Annotated in this window: 19 protein-coding genes and 1 pseudogene; 13 read left to right on the top strand and 7 right to left on the bottom strand. The window is 52.1% G+C overall.

All coding sequences use genetic code 11. From position 1 onward, the window contains the following. Positions 1–50: 50 nt before the first annotated feature. Positions 51–1,064 (top strand): N-acetylglucosamine kinase, encoded by a 1,014-nt coding sequence (locus tag EPA93_RS23630; RefSeq protein ID WP_129889865.1) that lies wholly within the window; start codon positions 51–53, stop codon positions 1,062–1,064. A 242-nt stretch (positions 1,065–1,306) separates the two neighbouring features. Then, positions 1,307–2,167, top strand: coding sequence for an aldo/keto reductase (locus EPA93_RS23625; protein ID WP_129889864.1), 861 nt, complete (start codon positions 1,307–1,309; stop codon positions 2,165–2,167). A 37-nt stretch (positions 2,168–2,204) separates the two neighbouring features. Here the strand turns inward: EPA93_RS23625 and EPA93_RS23620 are convergent, their stop codons facing one another. After that, complete coding sequence (locus EPA93_RS23620) at positions 2,205–3,335, bottom strand: zinc-dependent alcohol dehydrogenase family protein (protein WP_129889863.1); 1,131 nt, start codon at positions 3,333–3,335, stop codon at positions 2,205–2,207. Between the two features lie 302 nt (positions 3,336–3,637). On the opposite strand from EPA93_RS23620, the gene EPA93_RS23615 reads away from it, so the two are divergent. From EPA93_RS23615 to EPA93_RS23595, 6 genes are all read left to right on the top strand, one after another. After that, a complete protein-coding gene (locus EPA93_RS23615; RefSeq protein WP_129889862.1) occupies positions 3,638–4,774 on the top strand; it encodes a M20/M25/M40 family metallo-hydrolase in 1,137 nt (378 codons plus the stop codon). A 299-nt stretch (positions 4,775–5,073) separates the two neighbouring features. Further along, positions 5,074–5,892 carry an MBL fold metallo-hydrolase gene (locus EPA93_RS23610; RefSeq protein WP_207229640.1) on the top strand — a complete coding sequence of 273 codons (819 nt, stop codon included), beginning with the start codon at positions 5,074–5,076 and terminating at the stop codon, positions 5,890–5,892. Then, positions 5,882–6,034, top strand: coding sequence for a hypothetical protein (locus EPA93_RS48540; RefSeq protein WP_165423348.1), 153 nt, complete (start codon positions 5,882–5,884; stop codon positions 6,032–6,034). Before EPA93_RS23610 ends, EPA93_RS48540 begins: the two co-directional genes overlap by 11 nt. A 211-nt stretch (positions 6,035–6,245) precedes the next feature. After that, positions 6,246–7,787: a tetratricopeptide repeat protein gene (locus EPA93_RS23605; protein ID WP_129889861.1), complete on the top strand. Its 1,542-nt coding sequence runs from the start codon at positions 6,246–6,248 to the stop codon at positions 7,785–7,787. Positions 7,788–8,041: 254 nt separating this feature from the next. Next, a complete protein-coding gene (locus EPA93_RS23600; RefSeq protein ID WP_207229639.1) occupies positions 8,042–8,698 on the top strand; it encodes an ATP-dependent Clp protease proteolytic subunit in 657 nt (218 codons plus the stop codon). Between the two features lie 161 nt (positions 8,699–8,859). Next, positions 8,860–9,729, top strand: a complete 870-nt coding sequence (locus EPA93_RS23595; protein ID WP_129889860.1) for a VOC family protein — start codon at positions 8,860–8,862, stop codon at positions 9,727–9,729. Between the two features lie 73 nt (positions 9,730–9,802). On the opposite strand, the gene EPA93_RS23590 is transcribed toward EPA93_RS23595, so the two are convergent. Next, positions 9,803–11,149, bottom strand: coding sequence for a hypothetical protein (locus tag EPA93_RS23590; protein ID WP_129889859.1), 1,347 nt, complete (start codon positions 11,147–11,149; stop codon positions 9,803–9,805). A gap of 536 nt (positions 11,150–11,685) precedes the next feature. Beyond that, positions 11,686–12,204, bottom strand: coding sequence for a P-loop nucleotide/nucleoside kinase family protein (locus EPA93_RS23585; protein WP_165423347.1), 519 nt, complete (start codon positions 12,202–12,204; stop codon positions 11,686–11,688). 327 nt (positions 12,205–12,531) lie between these two features. Between EPA93_RS23585 and EPA93_RS23580 the strand changes: the two genes are divergently transcribed. Continuing rightward, the gene (locus EPA93_RS23580) at positions 12,532–13,698 is read left to right on the top strand and encodes an aminotransferase class I/II-fold pyridoxal phosphate-dependent enzyme (protein WP_129889857.1); all 1,167 of its coding nucleotides are present in this window, start codon (positions 12,532–12,534) and stop codon (positions 13,696–13,698) included. 143 nt (positions 13,699–13,841) lie between these two features. On the opposite strand, the pseudogene EPA93_RS51040 reads toward EPA93_RS23580, so the two are convergent. Further along, positions 13,842–14,291: pseudogene (locus EPA93_RS51040) on the bottom strand (2-thiouracil desulfurase family protein); the annotation flags it as partial. A 418-nt stretch (positions 14,292–14,709) separates the two neighbouring features. Between EPA93_RS51040 and iolG the strand changes: the two are divergent. After that, positions 14,710–15,726, top strand: coding sequence for an inositol 2-dehydrogenase (gene iolG / locus EPA93_RS23570; RefSeq protein ID WP_129889856.1), 1,017 nt, complete (start codon positions 14,710–14,712; stop codon positions 15,724–15,726). Positions 15,727–15,761: 35 nt separating this feature from the next. Continuing rightward, entirely contained in the window at positions 15,762–16,610 is an 849-nt protein-coding gene (iolB, locus tag EPA93_RS23565; RefSeq protein WP_129889855.1) for a 5-deoxy-glucuronate isomerase, read from the top strand. Positions 16,611–16,700: 90 nt separating this feature from the next. Here the strand turns inward: iolB and EPA93_RS23560 are convergent, their stop codons facing one another. From EPA93_RS23560 to EPA93_RS23550, 3 genes are all read right to left on the bottom strand, one after another. After that, positions 16,701–18,326, bottom strand: coding sequence for a glycoside hydrolase family 3 protein (locus EPA93_RS23560; protein WP_165423346.1), 1,626 nt, complete (start codon positions 18,324–18,326; stop codon positions 16,701–16,703). Between the two features lie 275 nt (positions 18,327–18,601). Then, entirely contained in the window at positions 18,602–19,597 is a 996-nt protein-coding gene (locus EPA93_RS23555) for a BadF/BadG/BcrA/BcrD ATPase family protein (protein WP_129889853.1), read from the bottom strand. Positions 19,598–19,651: 54 nt separating this feature from the next. Next, positions 19,652–20,398 (bottom strand): GntR family transcriptional regulator, encoded by a 747-nt coding sequence (locus EPA93_RS23550; protein WP_129889852.1) that lies wholly within the window; start codon positions 20,396–20,398, stop codon positions 19,652–19,654. 695 nt (positions 20,399–21,093) lie between these two features. Here EPA93_RS23550 and EPA93_RS23545 point away from each other — a divergent pair. Continuing rightward, a complete protein-coding gene (locus EPA93_RS23545) occupies positions 21,094–22,896 on the top strand; it encodes an ABC transporter substrate-binding protein (protein WP_129889851.1) in 1,803 nt (600 codons plus the stop codon). Between the two features lie 290 nt (positions 22,897–23,186). Then, positions 23,187–24,185 (top strand): ABC transporter permease, encoded by a 999-nt coding sequence (locus tag EPA93_RS23540; protein WP_129889850.1) that lies wholly within the window; start codon positions 23,187–23,189, stop codon positions 24,183–24,185.

The following is a 24,185-nucleotide window of genomic DNA, read 5'->3' as shown; positions in this document are numbered from 1 at the left end:
ATTTGGCCACGCTTTGGAAGGCAGAAAAACACTCTAGAGAGGGAAGATAGATGCACTATGTACTGGGCGTCGATGGCGGGAATACGAAGACTATCGCGCTCGTGGCAGCTCTCGACGGCACTATTCTGGGTGCGGGCCGTGGAGGGTGCGGCGATATCTATCGGGCTCCGCTCAGCGCTGAGCATTCCGATACAATCTCTGCCGCACTTGCCAATATCGAATATGCGGTAACGCGTGCTTTGCGGGCCGCGCGGATCGAGAGGACGGAGCTTGCGTCAGCTATGTTTAGTATGGCCGGCGTGGATTGGCCCGAAGATGCTGAAGTGCTACGCGAGGCCATGCAGCAGCGCGGCTTTGGACGCAAGATCCTTGTGCAAAATGACGCGCTCAGTGTGGTGCAGGCAGGCTTTTTGCATGAGCCTGCGGTCTCGCTCATTTGTGGGACGGGTGCGGCGACGGGGGCGCGTAACCCCGATGGGCGTAGCTGGTGCTCGTGTAACTGGCAGGACCAGATCCAGGGCGGTGGCCAGCTTGGCCAGAAAACCCTTGATGCTATCTATCGTGCGGCGCTAGGTATCGAGCCGCCAACCTCGCTGACCCCTCGCGTGCTTGAGGCGTTTCAGATGCAGACAGTCGAGGAGGTTCTGCATTGCTGTACCGGCCGTAATCGCAAGCCTCCAATCAGCATCCATCGGCTGGCGCCCATTTTGCTGAGTGAGGCCGAGGCCGGAGATGCGGTGGCCAGGCGCATTGTGTTGGAGCATGGCCACGCCCTTGGCGATTATGCTCTGGCAGCGGCAAGACATGTGGGGATTGAGGGAACGGCGTTTGCGCTGGTGTTTGCGGGAGGAGTTTTTCGCCATCCCACTACTATTTTGCTCGATGCAATTGTTGAGCGCGTGCGCTCGACTTCACCTGATGTGCGCCCGGAGCGCTCGCGCTTCGAGCCGGCGATAGGTGTGCTGCTGGCAGCTTTACAGGCGTCTGACGTTGCTATCAATGATGAGGTGATAGAGAAGCTTATTGCGACCCTGCCTGATACTTCTTTGTTTGCTACTGTCTGAGATCGGTAATCGTCGCTTCTTAGATCCAGGACGGCTGGGCGGGAACTCGCCCTTCATATAAAATTGGAGATACAGTCAACTACTGGATAGACTGCCTACCAGAATTGCCCTTGCTTTCTGACGAAAAAAAACATAAGATAAAGTATATCTATGCGCTCATTAGCGAAGATTAGTAGGTATTATGATTATCTTGAAGCTGTAAATAAGGATGTGTATGTTCACAAGCAAGGCAGGAGGATGTCATGGCAATTGCGACGCAGCAGTTTGGCCGTAGCGGCCATATGAGCACACGAGTAATCTTTGGTGCTGCAGCGCTATCAGATGTCACGCAGGACGAAGCTGATCGCACCCTTGATGTGTTGCTCAAGTATGGTATCAATCATATCGATGTGGCGGCCAGCTATGGTGATGCTGAGCTTCGCCTAGCTCCCTGGCTGGCGAAGCTGCGCGCTAAGTTTTTTCTGGCGACCAAGACCGGGGCGCGCACAGCCCAGGCGGCGAAAGAAGAACTGCACCGTTCCCTGGAACGCCTTGGCGTCGATTATATAGATCTCTGGCAACTGCATAACCTCGCTGATCCGATTGAATGGGACGAGGCGCTCAGCCCGGGAGGCGCGCTGGATGCTGCGATTGAAGCCAAACAGCAAGGCTTGATACGCGCAATTGGCATAACGGGGCATGGCTCGCAGATTGCGGCTACCCATCGGCGCAGCCTGCAGCGCTTCGATTTTGATTCGGTGCTCTTGCCCTATAACTACATCACTATGCAGAATCCTTACTATGCCGAAAATTTCGAGGCCTTGCTCGCAACCTGCCAGGAGCGCAAGGTAGCTGTGCAAACTATCAAGTCGATTGCTTATCGCCATTGGATGGGGCGTGAGCAAACCTACTCAACCTGGTATTCGCCTTTAGAGGAGCAAGCAGATATTGACCGCGCGGTTCACTGGGTCCTGAGCCGTCCGGGAATATTTCTCCTCACGGCTGGCGATACGCGCTTGCTCCCGCGCATCCTGGAGGCCGCCAGCAGATTTGCGAGCGGCCCGACAGATGATGAGATGCAAGCCATGGTCACGCGCTTAAATATCGAGCCGCTCTTCGTATAGCCATAGTAACATCTTGCAGAAGCAGGCAAGATGGAGATTAGGAGAAGTGCAGCAGTTGCCGTATAGCGCTACCCTGGGCCAGGCGATCGAAGCCTGTATTGATTTCTTCCAGCATGATAGCTGGGCTCAAGAGCTCATCTACAGGTAATTTCCCGGCGAGATAGAGATTGATCAGGCGGGGAATATCGCGGCGCGGCACTGCTGAGCCCATGAAAGAGCCTAGCACGGCTTTCTCCAGAGCAACCAGCGAGATGGCTTGAAGTTCGAGTTGCTGCTTTGGATGAGGTATACCAATGCTGATGGTCTTGCCGCCCGAGCGCGTCGCACGATAAGCCTGGGTCAGGACCCTGGCGTTACCCACAGCTTCGAAGGCATATTCAACGCCGCCGCCCGTGATATCGCGTATCGCGACAATAGGATCAACTTCATTGGCATTGAGGGTAAAATCTGCGCCAAGCCGTTTGGCCAGCGCAAACTTGGCAGGCAGTACGTCAACAGCAATGATTGGCGAGGCCCCGGCCAACCTGGCTCCCATTAAGGCGCTCAGTCCAACGCCACCCAGGCCAAAGATGGCCACAGGCTCCCCAGGAGCTACCCTGGCTGTATTGATGACCGCACCCACACCTGTAAGTACGGCACAGCCAAAGAGGGCTGCCTTGTCCAGAGGAACCGACTTTTCGATCTTGATCAAGGATTCCTGGGCAACTACAGTATATTGGGAGAATGCGGAGACTCCCAGGTAGTGTAATATGCGCTGGCTGTCTGGCTTGTGGAAGCGGACGTCGCCACTCAAGAGGGTTCCGGCCATATTTGTTCTGGACCCATTTTCGCAGAGCGCCGGTCGCCCGATGGCACAATAAAGACAGTGGCCGCAGGAGGGTACAAAGGAGAAGACCACATGGTCGTCCTGCTGTAGATCCTTAACACCAGGTCCAATCTCACGTACAATGCCGCTGGCCTCATGGCCTAGAATCATGGGCAGGTAGCGTGGAATCGAGCCATTGATCGCCGAGAGGTCCGAATGGCAAAGACCAGCCCCCACTATTTCTACAAGCACTTCACCGGGACCTGGCGGATCTAGCTCTACCTCTTCAATGACAAGGGGCTGCGAAGTAGCATATGGCTCGGGTTTCTCTATTTCATAGAGCACGGCTGCGCGTGTACGCAAAAGCTCCACCTCCTTTGGAATAGGGCACGACTTTTCCATATGAGCAACGAGCTGTATGGCTGCTCCTGACGTGTTTGGGTCATGACGATATGCCTAAAGCATAGCATATGCCGCTGGTCTTTGGGGACATATTTTACTGCATTTTTACCTGTTGTTCAGCCCGCATGCTGGAAATGTAGAGCTATATCGGCATAGTCCTTGCCGGTTTCCTATGTGGCATAATAAGGCTAGCATTGTCGGAGGATAAATTTTCTCTCCCCTTTAGGCATTTGAAGCTTGAAGATAGTTTGGAGGAGTATTTCATGACCGTGGCAGATCAACTGCGTGTGGCAGCCCGTCAGCAAGTCGAGGCGGTTGTTGAGCTGGCTATGCGTATTTGTAAGGTTCCTGCGCCTACGGGTAGCGAACAGGAGCGCGCCAGCTTTGTAGCCTCGCTCTGGCGGGAGCGGGGCTATACGCCAGAGATAGATGCTGTGAACAATGTCTATGTCCGACGCGGCGCCAGAGCTGATAAGCCGGTCTTAATGTTGCTGGCCCATACAGATACGGTTTTTCCGGCCTCGACTGCCCTTGTGGTGAAGCGCGAGGGAGATATTGTCTATGGTCCGGGGATTAGTGATAATAGTGCCAGCGTTGCGGCAATGATCAAGTTGCTGGATATTCTTGATGCGCTGCAGGTCGAGACAGCTGTCGATATTGTGGCAGTGGCGAATGTGGGAGAGGAAGGCCTGGGCAATCTGCGCGGTGCACGGGCGGCTGTAGAGCGCTACCGCAAGCAACTCGGGGCTGTGATTGCGATTGATGGCAGGCTGGGCAATATCACGCATATCGCAGTAGGCTCGAAGCGTTGGCGCATCACCGTGCGTGGCCCGGGAGGACATTCCTTTGGCTCGTTTGGTACGCCAAGCGCTATTCATGGCCTGGGACGCATTATTGCGGCTCTTGCCGATCTTGAGGTTCCGCAACAGCCTAAAACAACCTTTAATGTTGGGATGATCGAGGGCGGCACGAGCGTTAATTCTATTGCAGCTTCTGCAAGTGCGCTTCTGGATCTGCGCTCGATTGATGTGGCGGCTCTGGACCGCCTGGCTAAGCAGGCGCGTGCTATTATCGAGCAGCGGGCCGGTCAGGGTCTGCAGGCGGAGATTGAGGTGCTGGGAGAACGTCCGGCCGGTGCGCGCAGCCTCTCCGACCCTCTGGTAACCTTAGCTGCTGAGACGCTCAAGGAACTGGGCATCAAGCCCCAATTTAGTGCGGCCAGTACCGATATCAATATCCCTATTAGTCTTAATATTCCTTCTGTTTGTGTGGGGCTTACACATGGAGAACGTGCTCACACGCTCGAAGAATATCTCCAGGTACCACCGATTGCTGATGGGCTCGCGCAATTGTTGCGCCTGTGTATCGATAGCAGCAGACAGATCGCCAAGCGCGCTTAAGCTGCTCCTCTGACTTCCTGCAGCCAGCCATAGGATCGGCATGTCTGCTCTGGCTGCGGGATCTGCTTTGCCCCGGTTGCCAACCTTCTTCCCGCTTTGGCAATATTTTTGACCCTCCAACACAAGGATAGAATTGAGGCCTTTCTATCCCTTTTCTTTTATATGTATCTAAATCCATATTGACAAGTATATTTCGCCAGTGCTATACTGTGTGCGCTTCGTATATACGTAGCAAAAATAAATTAGATGCGTATATTCGGCGAGTATTTTGTCTTTTCGAGAGATGCAAGAGGAGAGAAATGATGAGCCAGGCAACCCCTTATCCTGTACGTATTACCCATATTGGCGGACCAACCGCTCTCATCGAGATTGGATCATTGCGCTTTCTCACCGACCCGACCTTTGGGCAGGCCGGCCCGCAATCAATTGTTAGCCCAACTTTCGGCGCATATACACTAGAGAAAAAGGCAGCTCCCAGCGTGCAGGCTTCCGAGCTTGGAGAAGTTCATGCAGTCCTGTTAAGTCACGATCAGCATATTGATAACCTTGATCTGGAGGGACGTGCGTATTTGCCGCAAGCTGGGACCGTCCTGACGACTCCTGTCGGCGCTCAGCGCCTGGGTGGTAATGCTCAAGGTGTGCCAACCTGGGAGACTGTCACGCTAGCGGGCGCTGACAAGTTACGCGTGCGCGTGACAAGTACACCGACGCGCCATGGACCCGTGGAACTGGCTGAGATGATGGGGGACGTTACGGGATGGGTTTTGGAGTGGGAAGGGCAGCAGCGCGGTGCACTCTACATTTCAGGGGACACAGTGCTCTTTGAGGAGCTGCAAGAGATTCCTCGCCGCTTCAAGATTGGAACCGCACTCCTTCACCTGGGCGCTGCTGCTAATCGCCGCGTGTTAGGGACAGATAGCAATCTGACATTTACCGCTCGTGAAGGTGCGCTGTTTGCGAAGGAACTTCCTGCGGCTACGATCATTCCAATCCACTATGAGGGATGGTCCCATTTAAGCGAGGGGCGTGCCGAGATCGAAAGTGCATTTACTGAGGCCGGCTTAGAGAAGCAGTTACGTTTTCTGCCCTTTGGCCAGCCTGTACTCATTGAGGCATGATTCATTCCTGCAGCCGGGACCTGTCACAGGGTCCCTGGCTACCTGGCTGACCAGTACTATTGGCCTGGCTCTCCTTCTGTTTAATCGCCACTATATTCCTATTCAACTGGCGAAGCGCTTGCCGGCGGCCAATCGGGATTGAAGCGGCTGCTGACCAATTCAGGCGTGATTGCTACAACTCTCGATGCAAAAAGTAAGCAAGCGTTTAATGAGTAAATATTAAACTATGCTTCGCTATCTTGCAAAAAGGGGATGATTTAACGTATAATACAAACGATTTATTTTAAGATAAAGTCATACAAACGGCTTTTTAAATCTTCATTACCGGGCATTTGGAAGTTAGAAGGGCATTGATGAGACAAGAGCACACGAATGACCCCCAGCGACAACCAGATTCCACTAAGGAACAGCACCTTTCCGCTCAGCAGATCAATCTCTACCGCGAAACAATCGTAGCCTTATCCGAAGCCACTCCTTTTGGTGCGACTGCGAGCTATGTAGCGGTCTGGGAAGACATCATTGCGAAATGGGAAGCGCATTTGCAAAGTGCAAATTTTGCCGAGAATATTTCCCCTTTGTTTATATCAGCGCTCAGCGCGGCCGGCTTGAGCTATTTCCATCGTTATCGCCATAAAAAGGAGATCAAAGATCTGGATAGAGCCCTGGAGCTCTGGTGGCGAGTGATACAGATCCTACCGGCGCAAGATCCTGATTTTCCCAAACACTTGAACATTTTATGTACCGGATTAAGCCAGTATTTTGCAGCCTCTAAGGATGTAGCATATCTTCAACAAGCAATCGACTTATTAGAACAGGCTCTAAAGCTGACATCAGTTGGTTCAACTGAGCATCGGCAAACCTTGAATAACCTGGGCGGAGCCCTATGTCTGCGCTATAGGCAGACGAACGAGCGCACTGATCTGGATAGAGCCATTTTGCTCTATGGGCAATTAGTAGAGCACACGCCGACAGATGATAGTAGCTTGCCTCAGCATCTGCACAACCTCTGTTCAGGCCTTATCGAACGGTTCATGAGTATAGGCAATATCTCGGATCTGGATCGCGCTGTTCGAGCCTGGGAGGAGATGATAGAATGCACGCCTTTCTGGTCGCCTCTCTGGACAATTTACCTGAGTAATTTTGCGCGCGGCCTGGCTATGCGCTATAACCTGACCGGCAGAAATGCCGATTTGAGTCGAATGATCGAGATTCTGCAAATGCTCATAGGCCGCCTTAGCGAGCGCGATCCGCTCTACCTGCCTTCCTTATTGCAGCTAGATAAAGCTCTGCGCGCGCGTTATAGCGTAAGTGGCGAAAAAGAAGACCTTGAGCAATCCATCAAATATCTGCAGTTGTTGATCAGTCACTTGCCCCTTGATTGTCAGGAGAGGGGCGAATATATGAACGCGCTAGGGGATGCCTTGATCATGCGCTATGTGCTATCAGGAGATCTGCTTGATCTCGAAATAGCCCTGCAGATCTGGGAGCAGCATGTTGCGGAGTCATCCACGGAGTCTCCTGATTTTCCAGTCCGTTTAAATTATCTCGCCCATGGCTTACAATTGCACTATATTCATACAGAGGATGAAACTAATTTGATCAGGCTTATCAAGATGCAGGAGCAAGCGGTGATCCTCTCTCAGCCGGGTACCTCTACTCACATTCACAGCCTGAATAATCTGGCCAGCGGCTTAGGGCTGCGCTACCTTTTGACGAAGGAGCTGGCCGATATTAATCGAGCCATTCAGTTGCTAGAGCAAGCGCTAAAAGAAGTTGGGGCAGAGGCCCTGGAGCGCCCCCAGATCATAAAGAGCCTGGGCAAAGCCTATCAGGTACGCTATGAACACACAGGAAATCCTGAAGACCTGGAGCGTTCCCGCCACTTGCTTGAATAGTGAACACGGGTCGCTCTTTACCTCTTCTATAGATTTGTCATTGGGTATGCTCTCCATTATAATTGGCCCAACTTCACTAAAGACTGATTGAGAGCGAAAAAGTGCATTTCATAGTACTTTGTTGTAAAAAAATAGAAAGCATATTTCCAGATGAACATGTTAATATGTGCAAAAGGCAAAGAATCCAGGTTCAATTTGTCATAACTTTTGATACAATAGTATAGGCACTTAAGATAAGTATTAAACAAGGAGTAATGATGGACGGAACATCTCCTATCAGAAGCCCATTCAGAAATGAACAAATTTTTGTTCCCCGTGTGATTGAGTCAACGCCTCGTGGAGAGCGCGTGTGGGATATCTTCTCACGCTTGCTGGAAGACCGAATTATCCTCGTTGGCGCTCCGATAAACGATGCTGTGGCCAGTACTATAGTAGCGCAGTTGCTTTATCTTGAAAGTGAAGATCCAAACAAAGAGATCTTTATGTATATTAACTCGCCTGGAGGCGAGGTGTATTCTGGACTGTCTATCTACGACACAATGCAAACTGTGAAGGCCGATGTCGTGACGATTTGTGTTGGGTGGGCCATGAGCTTTGGGGCCATACTGCTGGCTGGTGGAGCTAAGGGGAAGCGCTATTGTCTCCCTCACTCTACCGTGATGGTGCATCAGCCTCTAGGTGGTGTCAAGGGTCAGGCCGCAGAAATTGAGATTGAGGCGCGTGAGAGTATTCGCTTGCGCCGCTTGCTCAATGAGATCCTGGCGCGTCACACGGGCCAGACATATGAGCGCATCGCACGGGATACAGACCGCGATTACTATCTCTCTGCGGAGCAGGCAGTTGAGTATGGGCTTGCCGATGAGGTAATGCTGCCCCAGGATGTAAAGGTCTTAGGCCAGCGGCCCGAGTAGACATGCATATGTAACCAGTTTAACGCCACATCAAGAGAGCCAATTGGTGTGGCTATTTTTCTATACTACTGAAAGTCTCGTGCTTCTGGATGGGGAGAAGGAGATTCATGGGGAGGCGTTGAATTTCTGGCCGGCGTAACATAGAAAGAGGATAATTGTCGATGATCACACGTTTTGACCATAGTGTTATCGCTGTGCGTGATCTGGAAGAGGCTATACAGCTCTATACAGCCCTGGGCTTTGAGGTCAAACCGGGAGGGCGGCATAACGTAGGCACCTACAATGCTCTCATTCGCTTTGGCCTTGATTATCTGGAGTTGCTTTCTGTCTTTGATGTACAACTGGCTTATCGGAGCGAATTCGCCGGCAGAACACTGCTTGATTTCTTTAGCAAGCGTGAGGGAGGCCTGGTAGGCTATGCGCTGGCTACCTCGGACATTCAACAGGAAGCCGGCCAGTTCCAGGAGGGCCCTTTGGAGACCGTTCCCTTTCCTATGCAGCGTAAGCGGCCAGATGGCAATCTGCTGACCTGGCGTTTGCTGGTACCTGGCAATGTATCCTGGAGGCGGCCCTGGCCTTTTCTTATTCAGTGGGATGTGCCGGATGAGAAGCGCCTGGCCTGGGAGGGTGTGGGGACACACGCCAATGGCGTCACCGGTTGGCGTGGCATAGCTGTGGCAGTACACGACCTGGAGCAGACTATCAAGCTCTATACGGCCAGCCTTGGCTTGCGACTGCATTCAAGGGATGAAGCCCTTCATTTCTCTGCTCGCCGTGCCACTTTCCAGCTTGGCCCTTACCACATCGAATTGCTAGAACCGGTGGGTGAGGGACCAGTACAGCGCATGCTGACAGAGATAGGCGAAGGGCCTTTCGAGATAACCCTGATCAGCAAAGATCTGCTGCAGACGCGTAACTACCTGGCCCAGGCAGGTATCGCAGTGGAAACCCATCCCGGCAATGCTGATAGGCTTCTGCTTCCCGTCCAGCAGACGTTTGGAGCGCGTATAGCCTTAACGCAACAGGGATAACGCTTGTCTTTGTTGGTTTAGCGCTGCTAGGCGACTAGTGCAACGGGTCCCACTAAGGGACCCGCTACAATCTTTACTCCTTGAGAAATGGAGTGCTGTCCACAAGCTGTCCATTGGGTTCAAATAGTTGGATACGTTTCTGAATCAGCAAAAAGCGTAGAGCCTTACGAATCCTCTTTACTTCAAAGTTAACATCCATATCTGCATCGAGACAGATCTCTTCAAGGCTCCTCTTGCCATCTATACTATCATAGAGGCGCTTGGCCTGCTTGTCGGGGATAACTGCATTGCCGACAAGTGGATTGTTGATAATATTGATAGTCTGCTCCGCATGGCGTGGAATAAGATCAAACAAATCAAGCTGGGTCTTGATAGCCCGCTGGCCGGTTTTACCCTTGAGCGCGGATTGTAACGCTGAAGCGGGGCGAGATTGGTCAGGTTGTTTAGGCCTGGCCGGCTCGGGCGCTGTGGGTTGCTGCCTGGCGCTTGTGGGAATAGTGTGAGCAGGCGGCGGCGTAGGAGGCTTGAGAGGCTGTGTCGTCATAGGTGCAAGCCTGGGGCGAGCAGGTGGTGGCATAGGTGTAGATGCTGGTTTGGGAGGCTGAGATCCCATTACTGGCATAGGTGAAGTTGGTTGATTTGAGACAGAGGCCGCTGGCTGGATGTGCTGAGGAGGGGTAAAAGTAGGCATCAGGGCAGAGAAGTTTGCGTTTCGAGGCGTGACAGGTTGGGCCGGAGCAGAATTGCTGGGTGGAAATGGCGTAAAGGATGTCTGCGAGTTTGGAGGTTCGGAGGGCACTGATGTTGGCGTAGCTGCAGATGTATTCATGGGAGTAAGCAGACCATGGCTTTCGGCGATGGCTACAGCTTGCTCCAGCACCATATTGATGGCTGCTAGCACGTTCTGCGAGATGTTATGCTGCGTAAATAGTAATAACGTGGCGATCAGGGGCGTGGGGATCTCGGATGGTGCAGCATTTGGTCTGGTAGGGACGAGTAGCGTTGGCTTGCGCAGAAAATAGCAGGCGCAGTAATACATGCCGTAGCGCGCAAAGAGGTCAGCCTGGTTGGCTGAGAATAAGCGATTAACTCCCAGATAGAGAAAGTTGTTTTGCGAGGTTTGCAGATGCTCAATCATGCCTGAGATATGGTCGTTGAGCACAACATACTGGGGAATCGCCGTGTTCTGGTACGCCATGCTACGTAGGCGCGTGGCATACTGGCCTGTGCGGTAAGCCTGTAAAGACCACCATTGGACGCCCTGGATGTCGAAAAGCTGAAGCATGGCGTGCGAAAGCCAGAGAAACATGTCGTCGATATGAGACATAGATGCGATTTGCTTGTAAAGCTGTACTGTAATGGCTAGCTGATTTCTGACTATGTTTGCCGAGGATGTATCTCCCATTTCATGACTACTCATAGTCTTTCCCCTTTGATACTGTGGGTACTGCTGATCATTTGGGATTACGTTGTTACCTTGCGCATGACGTATGCGCCCTAAGTAAATTGTGCTGTACTACGCCCTGAAACCGCCTGGTAGGATATGTGTTGCGGGGACCCGGTAGCCGGAAAAAGCAAGCCGCACGCAAGTAATTTCCTGATCAATACAATGTGCGTTGATGCACGGCAAGCTATCGGTTCTCTTATTCAAGAGTTTAAGCAGCAAATATAAATTATGTCAAGCTGCTGGCCTTTTACTGCTATTTTGATCTGCGCTAGTGGAAAATTTCTGGGAAAAATGAGCTAATAGTCTTCTAACGAAAAAAGTACAGCTATCAGCTAACTCTGAAGTTGCCACACAATCATAACTCTCATGCGTGGTTTTGATTGTTAAAGCAGAATTTAAGTTAGAGTAGTATGGGTTATTGCAGCATGATGAGATACTCACAATAGAAGCTATATTGTGAGTAAGAGCCTATCAATTGTGGTTCTTATGTATGAGATGACCCACAGAATTTAGCTGAGAGCCGAAATATTTCGGGCAATCCAGTGCTCAATCTGTTCTCCGTAAGGCAAAACAAGGGGTTGCTCATCCGCAGTTGGCGGCTCCATGGCCTCCAGAATAGCTGCAAAGTCTGCATCTGTGACGTTGCGCCTCGCTGGGTTCTCCCTGTTGGCGAGCAAGCGCTGCTGGGCAACAGCTTTGGGCGTATCCACAAAAATAGTCACTAGCTCGGCGTTCTGGCTCATAGCTATACGCCGGGCCAGTTCCCGCTCTTGCTTCGTGAAGTAGCGCGAAGCATCGACGACGCTCTTGCCAGCTTGAAGATAGTGCTCGATGCGCTGATCGGTTTCTGCGTAGGTGCGCTCCCAATCTTCGGGACGCAGCTCCTCATCCTGAATAGCTGATCCGTAAAGTTCGTATTTAACCTCATCCACATCGACTTCAGGATAGTGGAAGCGCTCGGTGAGAGCCCTGGCCAGCGTAGATTTGCCAGCAAACGAAATGCCGCAAATGATCAATAGCTTCTTCATAGGGAACATTCACTCCTTGGTGGGTTTGTTGTGCCAGCTTCCTGCTGAGTAGAGGGCCGGGCTTTTGCGTAATGCGACGCATCGTTGGGTAAGTGTAGCGGATTTTTGGCTCAATAGCAAGGCTTGTAGTTGCTGTGTAAAGAGCATTCCACAGGCTTTAGCGGCGAACCGGGTTTTAAAAAAGCCCTTCTGGCATCCATGATATAATGATAGGATAGTTATAGCTCTACCTGGGCTGCCTGCCTGGTACTGCACTGACCAGGCTTGCGCTGTTGATGTACTTGAAGGTTGGTCTGCAATCATCAATAATTTTATGGAGTAAGTTACATGTCCATACCCGCGCGCCGCGTAGAGACATTTGGTACCACTATTTTTACGGAGATCAATAATCTTGCCCAACAATATAATGCATTGAATCTGGGCCAGGGAAAGCCAGATTTTGATGCTCCAGGAGATGTTGTTGGAGAGATGGTCAAGGCGTTGCAAGCTGGAAAATATAACCAGTATGCGCCTGGTCCGGGTACTCCCTCTCTGCGCAAAGCCGTTGCTGATCATGCTGCACGCTTTTACAATCTGGATATCGATCCTGCTCGTGGCGTTATTGTCACGGCGGGAGCAACCGAGGGCGTTCTCTCGGCCGTACTGGGCCTGGTTGATCCTGGCGATGAAGTGATAGTTATCGAGCCCTTTTATGATTCGTACGTGCCGGATATTATTATGGCCAATGCCAGGCCGGTCTATGTACCCCTGCACCCACCGACCTGGACCCTTGATCCAGATGAGCTCCGTGCGGCTTTTAGTCCCAGGACGCGCGCGTTGCTCCTGAATACTCCGCATAACCCGAGTGGGCGCGTGTTTAGCCGCGAAGAATTAACCTTTATTGCTGAGCTCTGTATTGAGCATGACGTGACTGTCATCTCTGACGAAGTATACGAGCATCTCCTCTTCGGCTCAGCGCAGCATATTCCCATTGCCACCTTGCCAGGCATGTTTGAGCGTACAGTCACCGTAAGCAGCTCCGGTAAATCGTTTAACGCAACAGGCTGGAAAGTTGGCTGGGTCTACGGGCATCCCGATCTGCTGGAAGGAGTTGCGCGGGCGCACCAGTTTGTAACTTTTGCCGTCCATCATCCCGCCCAGGAAGCCGTGGCCTATGCACTTGGTCTGCCTGATAGCTATTATCAGGAATTTCAGGCGATGTACCAGGCCAAACTTGCCTTACTGACCGATGCGCTGGATAGCAGCGGCTTGCAGTATCGCGTTCCCGAGGGAACCTACTTTGTCATGGTCAACTATGCCAGGGTCTTTGAAGGTACGCCGCTGGAGTTTACCCACCACCTCATTAAGGAGATAGGGGTAGCCTGTATTCCCCCGGAATCCTTTTATAGCCAGGAACATGTAGCGATTGTACAGGGCTATGCGCGCCTCTCCTTCTGCAAAAATGATGATACCTTGCGCCAGGTGAAAGAGCGCCTGGTAAAGCTACAGCGCTAAATAAAAAAGGCTAGCGGTTCTCTTATAAGTTAACGCTAGCCTTTCTCTGTAGGCAGATAAAAAATATTGTCAAACCTGGCTGCCTGCCTCCCCTTTGAACGAAGCAGTAGTCTCAACGCTTGAGATAGAGCTGTTGCCGGTGCTTATTCTGCGGGAGGCCAGGTTTTTTCGGAATGGATGGTGATGCCGTGGCGGCGCAATAAGGCAGTAGTAACGCCGTTCCCAGGCTGCTGGTTGCCAGAAAATGTGCCATCATAAATATAGCCACTGCCACAGGATGGGCTGCCTTCCTTAAGAATAGCTTCGTGAGCGCCTACAGTCTTGACGAGCTCCAGGACGCGCTGGGCACCGGCTACAAATTGTTCTGTGACATCATCTCCCGAATCGTCAACGATGCGGGCCTTACCATCCAGCACATCCTCACCGGTTCCACCCACGATCTCGGCGGGACGGCGCGGCGTCGAGAAACCGGCCAGCAGTTCGGGGCAGACCGCGATAGCCTGGCCCTCCTGAACTAAGGCGCTGATATGCTCAACTGGTTTGGCCACACCATTATAGCGACAAGCGAAACCGGCCATACAGGCGCTAACTAGTTTGACTGGATGGCGCTCTGGCTGCTCGTCTTTGGCGCACTGAGAGCCCTCAAGCTGCTCGCTCTCTTCTCCTGCGCATTCAAATGTATCGTCCTCTGGCCAGGCTAGAGAATTTATAACAGGTAGAGTTTTTTCAGTAATGGGAAACGCCCCTTTCGTTGTGCAAGTAGTTGCGCCGTATTGTAGCATGTTAGCATGAGGTGGATCAATGGTTACTTTTAAGTAAACCGATTGCTCTACAAAAAGATAATGGCGAGTACACCCCAAAATGATAATAACTCGCTTACCACAGCAAATATTGACGGTCAATAAGGCGTATGTTACACTTTTTAAGGGAGAGAAACCGGTTAATCAACGGTCTCTCTGACCGGGCACCTGATATCATGTGTTGACAACGAAAGGGGTATAGAGCAGAGACATGGCTGAGAAAATTAACTGCGCCGTCCTGGGTTTAGGAAGATTGGGATGGCTGCATGCCGCAAATCTGGCGGAGCGCGTCGCGGGGGTCAATCTTCTTGCAGTAGCCGATGTTGTTGCGGAACGAGCCGCCGATTTTGCTGCCCAGTATGCGGTTCCTCTGCATACTGCTGATATTGATGCAGTCATTGAGCATCCCGATGTTGAGGCTGTGGTGATTGTCACGCCAACAACAACGCATGCGGCATTGATCCAGAAGGCGATTGCGGCCAGAAAAGCTATTTTTGTCGAGAAACCAATCACGCTCTCCCTTGACGAAGCGCGCACGATAGATCAGCTGGTTCAACAAGCCAATGCCTACTGTCAGGTAGGCTTTATGCGCCGCTATGATCCTGCTTATTATGCCGCCGCTGAAAAGATCAGGCGTGGCGATATTGGGAAACCTCTTTATTTCAAAGCTGTAAGTCGCGATCCTCAATGTCCGCCCGAGGCCTATATTCGGGATAGCGGACGCTTATTTCTAGATATGAGCATTCATGATTTCGATATTGCCCGCTTTCTGATGGCCGATGAGGTGGTAGAAGTAACGGCCATGGGTGCGGTTGTCAAGAATGCATTCTTGCAGACCTATGCCGATGTTGATCAGGCCCTTACCTTTGTGCGCTTTGCCAATGGGGCAACTGGCGATATTGAAGGGAGCCGCAATGCTGGCTATGGCTATGATATTCGGGCCGAAGTTGTGGGAACTGAAGGGACTATCCAGGTTGGGGCGCTGAGCCAGCATGCACTACATATCTTCAATAAACGGGGTGCGACGCATGATATCTTCCCGGGCTTTATTGAGCGCTTTGCCAGCGCCTATGTATTAGAGCTTGAGGATTTTATTGCGCGGCTGCAACGCGGCGATGCTTCGCCTGTGACGACTGATGATGGCTATAAGGCTGTGGCTATTGCCCTTGCTGCAACGCGCTCCTTTGATGAGCAGCGTGCTGTAAAGCTAGATTACCAGCCCGTGTGAGACTGTTGCCACAGATAAGAAGGAGAAAGATCGTTATGGCTTTACTCATCAGGCCACAAGAAAAACAGGAAGGGACGGATCTGCACTGTTCCATCGAGGTGACGCCCGCCTCGGCTGGATGGCGCTATGTCTCGTTCGCTGTCTATCATCTGCGTAAAGGGCAGCTGCTGACGGGAGCGGCTGAGGGCCAGGAAAGCGCTCTGATTGTGCTCTCAGGGATCGGTGAGGCCCACCTGAATAATCAATCAGTGGGCCAGATTGGCGAGCGCCTTAGCGTGTTTGAGGAGAAGGCGCCTTACGTTCTCTACCTTTCTGAGCAGGCGAGCTATAGCCTGCGCTGCTCGTCGGAGACGATGGAGGTGGCTATTGCGAGCACGCCGGCCAGTGGACGCAAGCTGCCAGCGCGCTTGATTCGGCCTAACGAGATTGGGGTTGAGGTGCGAGGCGAGGGGAAGACCTTGCGCCGCGTGCAACACCTGTTGGATACCGATCAGGAGGCCGATCGGCTGATCCTTGTTGAGGTAATCACGCCGGCTGGCAACTGGTCAAGCTTTCCTCCGCATAAACACGATACCGAGAATCCTCCGCACGAGTCCTATCTTGAAGAGACCTACTATCATCGCCTTCAGCCTGCCGATGGCTTTGCTTTTCAGCGCGTCTATAACTACGAAGGGCTGGATGAGACGCTCACGGTGCACGATGGCGATCTTGTGCTGGTGCCGAAGGGCTATCACGTGGTAGCGGCCATGCCTGGCTGCGACCTCTACTATCTCAACGTGATGGCCGGTCCTACGCGGCTCTGGAATTATCAGGTTGATCCGGCATTTCGGCGCCTATTGCCGCCATCCGGCAAGATCACTGGCACCATTAGCAAACCACAATAAGCTAACTGCTCTTCATGAGGGGAGCTGGCATCCGAAAAAACACAGAATGCCAGCTCCTTTTGTTTCCTCTCTAGAAGAAAAATCTAGTCTTTAAGCGTGATGGCCCCGCGTATAAAGGCCGGGTAAGCTAATAGGCAGACTGCCATGTGCCTGCTGCTCGCCGAAGATAACCCGAATAGCGCTCTGCAAAGCAGGCAGCGTATATTCGTAGGTGACCAGGCAGGTAGGGAGCTCGGGGAAGGCCAGCAGATCGTAGGGATTGTAGACAGCAAGGCCAATCACCCGTTTTCCCGTTGCTAGCAGCTTCTTCATAAGCTCTGCTTGCTCGGGATCGAGATTGGCATTTACGGTGAGCACAAGCAAAAGATCTGCCTTGTCGGCAGCCTGCAAGATCTCCTCGCGTCCCTCAGCCGTGAGGGGCAGCTGGACCGCAAGATGCTCTACATGGGCATGGCGCTTTTGGAGATCCTCGATAAACGCCTCGCCGACGTAATGCCTGTCGATGACTTTAGAGAGCTCCTTTTTCTGCGGTGTGAGTACCAGTAGCCGCTCATCAGGGCCAAGCTTGACAGGGATAAGGCCGCTATCGTTGCGCACAAGCGTCGTGGAGAGCTCATAGGAATGTTGCTGTAGCTGAAGATGCGCCGGGCCGCCTACCCACTCAGGAATCTTAGGCGCTGGTAAGTTATCCCAGGAAAGATAGCGCGCCTTTAGCTGGGCCACGCGCTCTACCGCCTGGTTTATGACCTCCTGAGTCAGCTCGCCTTCCTTAACCGCGCTGCGTATAGCCTCAAAGGCAGCGCGCTGCCGCTCATACGTATGTGAGACCAGGATCAAATCGGTGCCGGCCTGCAGGGCCAGTACTGAAGCGCGCGAACTGCCGATAGTATCAAGGATAGCATGCATCTCCAGACAATCCGAGATAACAACTCCCTTAAAGCCTAACTGTGTACGCAAAAGCCCGTTGATAATAGAGGCTGAGACAGAAGAAGGGATATCGGCTTCCGGCATGATCTGGGGAAGATAGAGGTGTGCTATCATCACCGTATCTGCGCCCGCCTCAATGGCCGCCTTAAACGGAATTAATTCCATGCTTTCAAGGCGCGCCATATCATAGGGAATGCTGGGGAGGGCCAGGTGAGAATCTACGGCAGTATCTCCGTGGCCTGGGAAATGTTTCAGGTCGGTGATCACGCCGGCCTCACGGTAGCCTTTTACGACGGCAGAGCCGAGCCGCGCAACATAGTGCGGGTCTTCTCCGAATGAGCGCACGCCAATGACTGGATTAGCAGGATTGTTATTGACATCTACAACGGGGGCCAGATTCATATTAATGCCAAGCGCCTGAAGCTCGCGTCCGGTAGCCAGAGCCGTTTCATAAGCGATCTGCTCCGACCCAATCGCGCCAAGGGCCATATTGCCTGGAAATACAGTTGAGCCTCGTCCAAGGCGGCTGACGAGCCCGTTTTCCTGATCAATCATAATTAGCAATGGGGAACGATGACCCGCGTCTCTGGCGATTTTCTGCAGGCTCTGCGTCATATCGAGAACTTGCTGGGTATCGCGTACATTGCGTGTAAATAAGATAATGTTGTTCACGTGGTAGTTCTGAATCAGGTCGATGATTTCAGGGGTAGGGGAAAGGCCCCAGAAGCCTGCGACCAGCAGATGACCAATCTGTTCTTCTAGAGACATACCATCGGTGTAGCTTTGCATTACGCTCCTGCTCTTTCTAGACTGTTTCCCAACGTTTCTCATCTGCGGCATGCGCAATGTGGGCAGGTAGTAAACCGTTTGCGTCCGCAGTTTTCTTTAGGAAAAAGAAATACCTCCTTTTCTGCTATGCTTGCTCTATGAAATAAAGTACTCTTATAGGCTAGTGCTTTGTGAGATGCCGTGTGACGAAGCGCTGCCGGCGGCGGGAAAGGGAGGAATGAGGCACAGCCCCAGGTCAAGGACTGCGCCCTTGACAATCCCGCTGGCTTCCCGCATCACGTAAGCCTTGACAGATCACTAGCTTGCGGCTCTGCAGGCCTGGACCAGCTTTGTTCGAAGCTGATGTGCCTGGCCGCCAGTGCGGCACTGAGGGCCGGTTCCTCGACGAGCGCGACTTGCTTTAGCGCTAGCCGAGAACGCAAGCGACGCACTACACGAGTACGGAAATCGGTTTCGTTCATCAACAATCCGCCGGCCAGAGCGATAGATACTTCTCGCTCAGGGAAGTCAAGCGCATTAAAGGTAGCCATAGCGGCCAGCACCAGTTCCTCAACTGCCTCCTGGACAATCTTGCGGGCCACCTGATCACCTGAGCGTGCGGCGGTAAAGACAAGCGTTGAGAGGGCGGCAATACGTGCGGTGCTGCCAGCCTGGGTGTAGACCTGGCCTATCATATCGTCGGGCGTAGAGAGTTGCCAGGCTGCGAGAATAAGCTGAAGAAGAGCGGTCTGTGGACCCCGGCCATCGGAAGCGCGAGCTGCAGCTTGCAGAGCCTGGCGGCCCATGCTGTAGCCGCTACCCTCGTCGCCAATGATATAGCCCCAGCCTCCGGCACGTGTGATGGTTCCGTGCCGATCGCGACCCAGGGCAATTGAGCCGGTCCCGGCAATCAGCGCCAGACCCACGGATTCTTGTAACGCGCTTAAAAGGAGCTCTGCATCATTGGTTAAGCGGACGGTCTCGGCCAGAGGCTTGAGCTGAGGATAGAATTGTTCGTAGTCGCTGGCTCGATCTATGCCGGCCAGACCCAGCCAGGCTGAGCGAAAATGCGCAGGGCAGCCAGCGATCTTAGCGGCAGCCTCAACAGCTTGTCGGATACTGCTAAGCGCTTGCTCAATACCGACTGAAGATTGATTGGCACTGCCGGCCTGGCCGCGCCCTAATTCATGACCATGCGCATCTACGATAACTGCTAGCGTTTTGCTACCGCCTCCATCGATCCCTACATAACATAGATCAGCGGCGATACTCTGTTCTGAAGCTGCAGCCATTGCAGTGACTTACCCTTCTAGCGAGCGGGATCGCTAACTTGTTGCGGATGCATATCAGGGAAGCAATTGTTCCCGATTCATACGCGTATAGAACGTGTATTTGCTGCCACAATAGACAGATTTCGCGTACTCGATTGGCTGATTGCGTTCGGTATAGGTCGTGCGGCGCGTAAAAAGCACCGGGCTGCCCACAGGAATGCGCAGGACCTGGGCCTCATCATTGCTGGCCAGACCGGCCTCTAGCTCCTGTTCAGCTTCAATGGGAGGGAGACCATATTTTGTCTCCAGCAATTGGTAGAGGGAGTTTTGTTCCAGATCGTCTTCAAGCAGCTTTTCGCAGCCAATGAAGCAGATCAGGGAAGTCTCAATTGCCAGTGGTTCGTCATCGGCAAGGCGTAGGCGATGGAGCCGAAAGAGCTGTCGCCCTTGCTTCACATGCAGGCGCTCGGCCGTAGCTTCGTCAGCAAGAACCATCTGCGCCGAAAGGGTTTTGGTGCTCGGCCTCTGGCCACGGGCCTGAATGTCTTCAGTGAAGCCGGTCAGGCGAATGAGTTGCTGCGTAATTTTGTGGCGACTGACAAATGTGCCCTTGCCTTGCTCGCGATAAAACAGACCTTCATTCACGAGCTCAGTAATTGCCTGACGGGCAGTCATTCGGCTAATGCCATACTGTTCACCTAGCTCACGTTCGGAAGGGATAAGATCCCCAGGCTTCCATTCGCCGCTGCGGATCTTTTCTCGCATAACCTCTTTCAGTTGGTAGTAGCGAGGTAAGGGACTATTCCTGAAAATAGCTCGCATGTATCTCGTTCCAATCTTCTCCACGAGGTGCAATATAGAAATAGTACTAATAGTTGAGAACGTAAAAAGGTCTGCAATTGGGTATAGCAATGCACCCCATGGGTTTCTAGACTCCCACTGATTGAAGTATGTGCGCCTTCTTACGTGAGAGAAACCTTGCAAGTATGGTATAGTTAGTATATTGTATATACCACCCTACGTTCGTATAATTACATACTTTTGTATCCCCTGTCAAGCCTAGTGGGGATATATGACAAAATATAGCAGTGAAAGCTGTTGCTGTATTCACGGCTCTAGCAAGGAATAGAAGGCCAATATGCGTTACTGTAGGATTCCCGATAACTTGACAAATTCAAGTATGCATCGGTCTAGTGGTCTAGATGTCTTGACAAATGACCAAAGAAAAGGTACAGTAGTCTACGTATATTCATCTGAGAGTTTTCGAGAGATTAGCGGCGTAGTCTAAAGCAAGAAAGGAGTTTTTGCTAGCAAGGGGATGTAGATAAAGAGAAAGGCGGGCCATGACGTCGAAGTAGTCGTCGGAGCCTGCGCCAGCACTTTTTCGATTTCATTTCTTCGAAATATCCCTGGTATTGTAGTGATTCATAGCAACGCGTTGAAGCGAGGAATTCCAGGCTCAAGGCAATGCAGCTTTGCAGCATTTGAGAGGCGTTTCACCAGGAGCAGCAGCCGGAGTGAACGCTACTCAGCCCATTGGCTACTATGTTGTTGAGCCAGTTTTGTATTTTGTGGATCGACGTAATAAAGAGCCGTTGATCCAGCTATTTGAGGAGGTTCGTATGTCTCCCAGCTCTTTGGCATCTGCAAGAGCAAAGTTTACATCTACCACGCTCTTACTTTCTCTCTTGACCGTCTTCACTGTGCTTCTTGCGGCCTGTGGTGGCGGTTCTAACCCCACCACCACGAATCCGGGCAAGAAAGCTGTTCTCAATGTTGGCTCGCATGTGGGCTCTGATTTTAACAAGGCCTTCAGTCCCTTGGATTATACCGTCAACCAGGCCGATTCTGGTGTTCTGGGCATGATTTATGAGACGCTCTATTTCGTCAATGGAATTGACAATTCGAGCTCACCCTGGTTGGCCAGCAGCTATAAGTGGAGCAGTGACGAGAAGCAACTGACCTTTACGCTTCGTCCCAATGTCAAATGGAACGATGGACAGGCCTTTACTTCGGATGACGTCGTGTTTACCTTCAATCTGCTCAAGCAATATCCCGCCGCTGACCACAATAGCCTGTGGACGATCAATGGCCTGACAGGCGTAACCGCCCCTGATGCTAACACAGTGACGCTTACCTTTAGTCATCCTGCCGGGCCTAATTTCTTCTATATTGCCCAGGTCCCAATGCTTCCCAAGCATGTCTTCTCCAGCGTTGGCGATCCTACCAAATATGCCAATGAGAATCCAGTTGGCACCGGCCCTTATAAGATGACAAAGTATACCCCGCAGCTGATTGTCTATGACAAGAATCCCAGCTACTGGCAGGTCGATAAGATCAAGGTTGACGAAGTGCGCTATCCTGCCGTGAAGGATAACGATACCCTGTTCTTAAAGATGTCCTCGGGTCAAGTTGACTGGGCTGGCTTCTTTGCTCCCAACCTGGATCAGACATATGTGAGTAAAGATCCGCAGCACAACCATTACTGGATGATTCCTGACAACGAATTTGCCATGTATGTCAACCTGCAGAAGTACCCCTTGAGCGAGCCCGCAGTGCGTCAGGCCATGAGCCTTGCCCTTGACCGCGATCAGCTCTCCAAGCAGGCTGAGTCTGGCTACGTCGATCCCGCCAGCCCGACCGGCGCGGTTCTGCCCAACCAGAAGGATTACCTTAGCCCTGATCTGGCCAATGTTACCACCAATCCTGACACTGCCAAAGCCGTGCAACTGCTACAGGGCGCAGGCTTTACCAAGGGCCCTGATGGCATCTTTGTTGATAAGAACGGTAAGAAGCTCTCCTTCGGCCTCAATGTCGTCAATGGTTGGACCGACTGGGAAAAGATGACAACGATCATTCAGCAGAACTTGAAGGCCATCGGTATCGACATTAAGATCAACGATATCCAGGAAAACGCCTACTATGATGCGCGCAATAACTATACCTTTGATCTGACTATTGGCGGCGTCTTCACTGGCCCAACACCCTACTATCACTTTGACACGCATCTCAATAGCGGCAACCTTTCTCCCAAGGGCTTCAACTGGAGCCGCTGGAAGGACAGCAAGACCGACGAGCTATTGAAGCAATATGCTACATCGACTGATCCGAATGCGCAGAAGCAGGCGATCTATGGGCTTGAGAAGATCTTTTCTGATAACCTGCCCTATATCCCTCTGGTGAATGCGGCCGACTGGTATGAGTACAGCACCAGAAACTTCACCGGCTTCGCTTCTAAAGACAGCCAGTATGCCATGGGATCTCCGTTCAAGTTCCCTGATAATCTGGTGACTATCACGCACTTACAGCCGGTGCAGTAAGCGCTTGTAGATACCGTACAATAGCAGTCCCTCTGACAGGAAGTAGAGACGGAGCCACAAACCTCTTCTACTTCCTGTCAATCAAGCGCCTTTGTTGGTATCCATCGCATCTATCGGGCACGCAGAAACAAAGAGCGCAAGCCTGGTTTCTGCACGTCAGACTCTCCTGAGCCCGGAGAGTCGTTTAGTATCTTCTTTTCGGCCTGGAGAGGCAGGGGCTACATCCGTATGTCGATCCACGTGAGGATACTGAAGTTTTTAGTTGTGTATTATGCAGAAGGATAAATCCAATGCGCCATATGCTTCGTCGCATTTTATTCTATCTTCTGGCTTTATGGGCCGCGGCCACGCTAGATTTTGTTATTCCGCGTCTGGCCCCTGGCAATCCTGTGCAAATTATGCTTGGACGTTTGCAGCGTAGCGGTGTGGCTATCTCGCCAGGTCTGCAGAAGGCCATGGAAGCACAGTTTGGCTTGAATACAAGTGATCCAATGTGGTTACAGTATCTTAAATATCTGCAAAACTTATTGACTGGCAACTGGGGAATTTCGCTCACCAATTCTTTTACCCCAGTCAAAGATGTTATTGGGCAGGGCTTGATGTGGACGCTCTCTCTGGGCCTGGTAGCTGTGCTCATCAGTTTTGTGCTCGGCTGCCTCTTTGGGGTGATTGTGGGCTGGAGGCGCGGTGGGGCGCTTGATAGCATATTCTCTCCCGGCATGGCCTTTCTCTCGGCCATCCCCTACTTCTGGCTAGCGCTCATTTTGGTCTATCTCTTTGGTTTTACGCTAAGATGGTTCCCATTTGCCGATGGCTTTGATACCACCCTGGATATCGGCTGGACCACTGATTTTATCCTGAGCGCGCTCTATCATGCTATCCTGCCGGCGATTACTCTGATTGTTGCCTCGCTCTCTGGCTGGATGCTGGTTATGCGTAATTCGATGGTGACCACGCTTTCCGAGGATTATGTCTTGATGGCCATGGCCAAGGGTTTGAAGAAGGGCCGAGTCATGTTTTCGTATGCGGCTCGTAACGCTATCTTGCCGAACGTCTCTGGCTTTGCCATCGCCTTGGGCTCTATCGTCGGCGGTCAATTACTTACTGAAATCGTCTTCTCGTATCCTGGGATTGGCTTCTCGCTTTTTAGCGCGGTGAAGAACCTGGATTATCCGCTTATACAAGGGATCTTTTTTATGATTGCTCTGGGTGTGTTAGGAGCTAATTTCCTGGCAGACCTGGCTTATGCGCTGCTTGATCCCCGTGTTCGCCAGGAAAGGAGTGCCTAG

The organism is Ktedonosporobacter rubrisoli, from assembly GCF_004208415.1.
Lineage (GTDB): Bacteria > Chloroflexota > Ktedonobacteria > Ktedonobacterales > Ktedonobacteraceae > Ktedonosporobacter > Ktedonosporobacter rubrisoli.
Note: the sequence above shows the minus strand (reverse complement) of the source record. Positions and strands in the feature narration are given on the sequence as shown.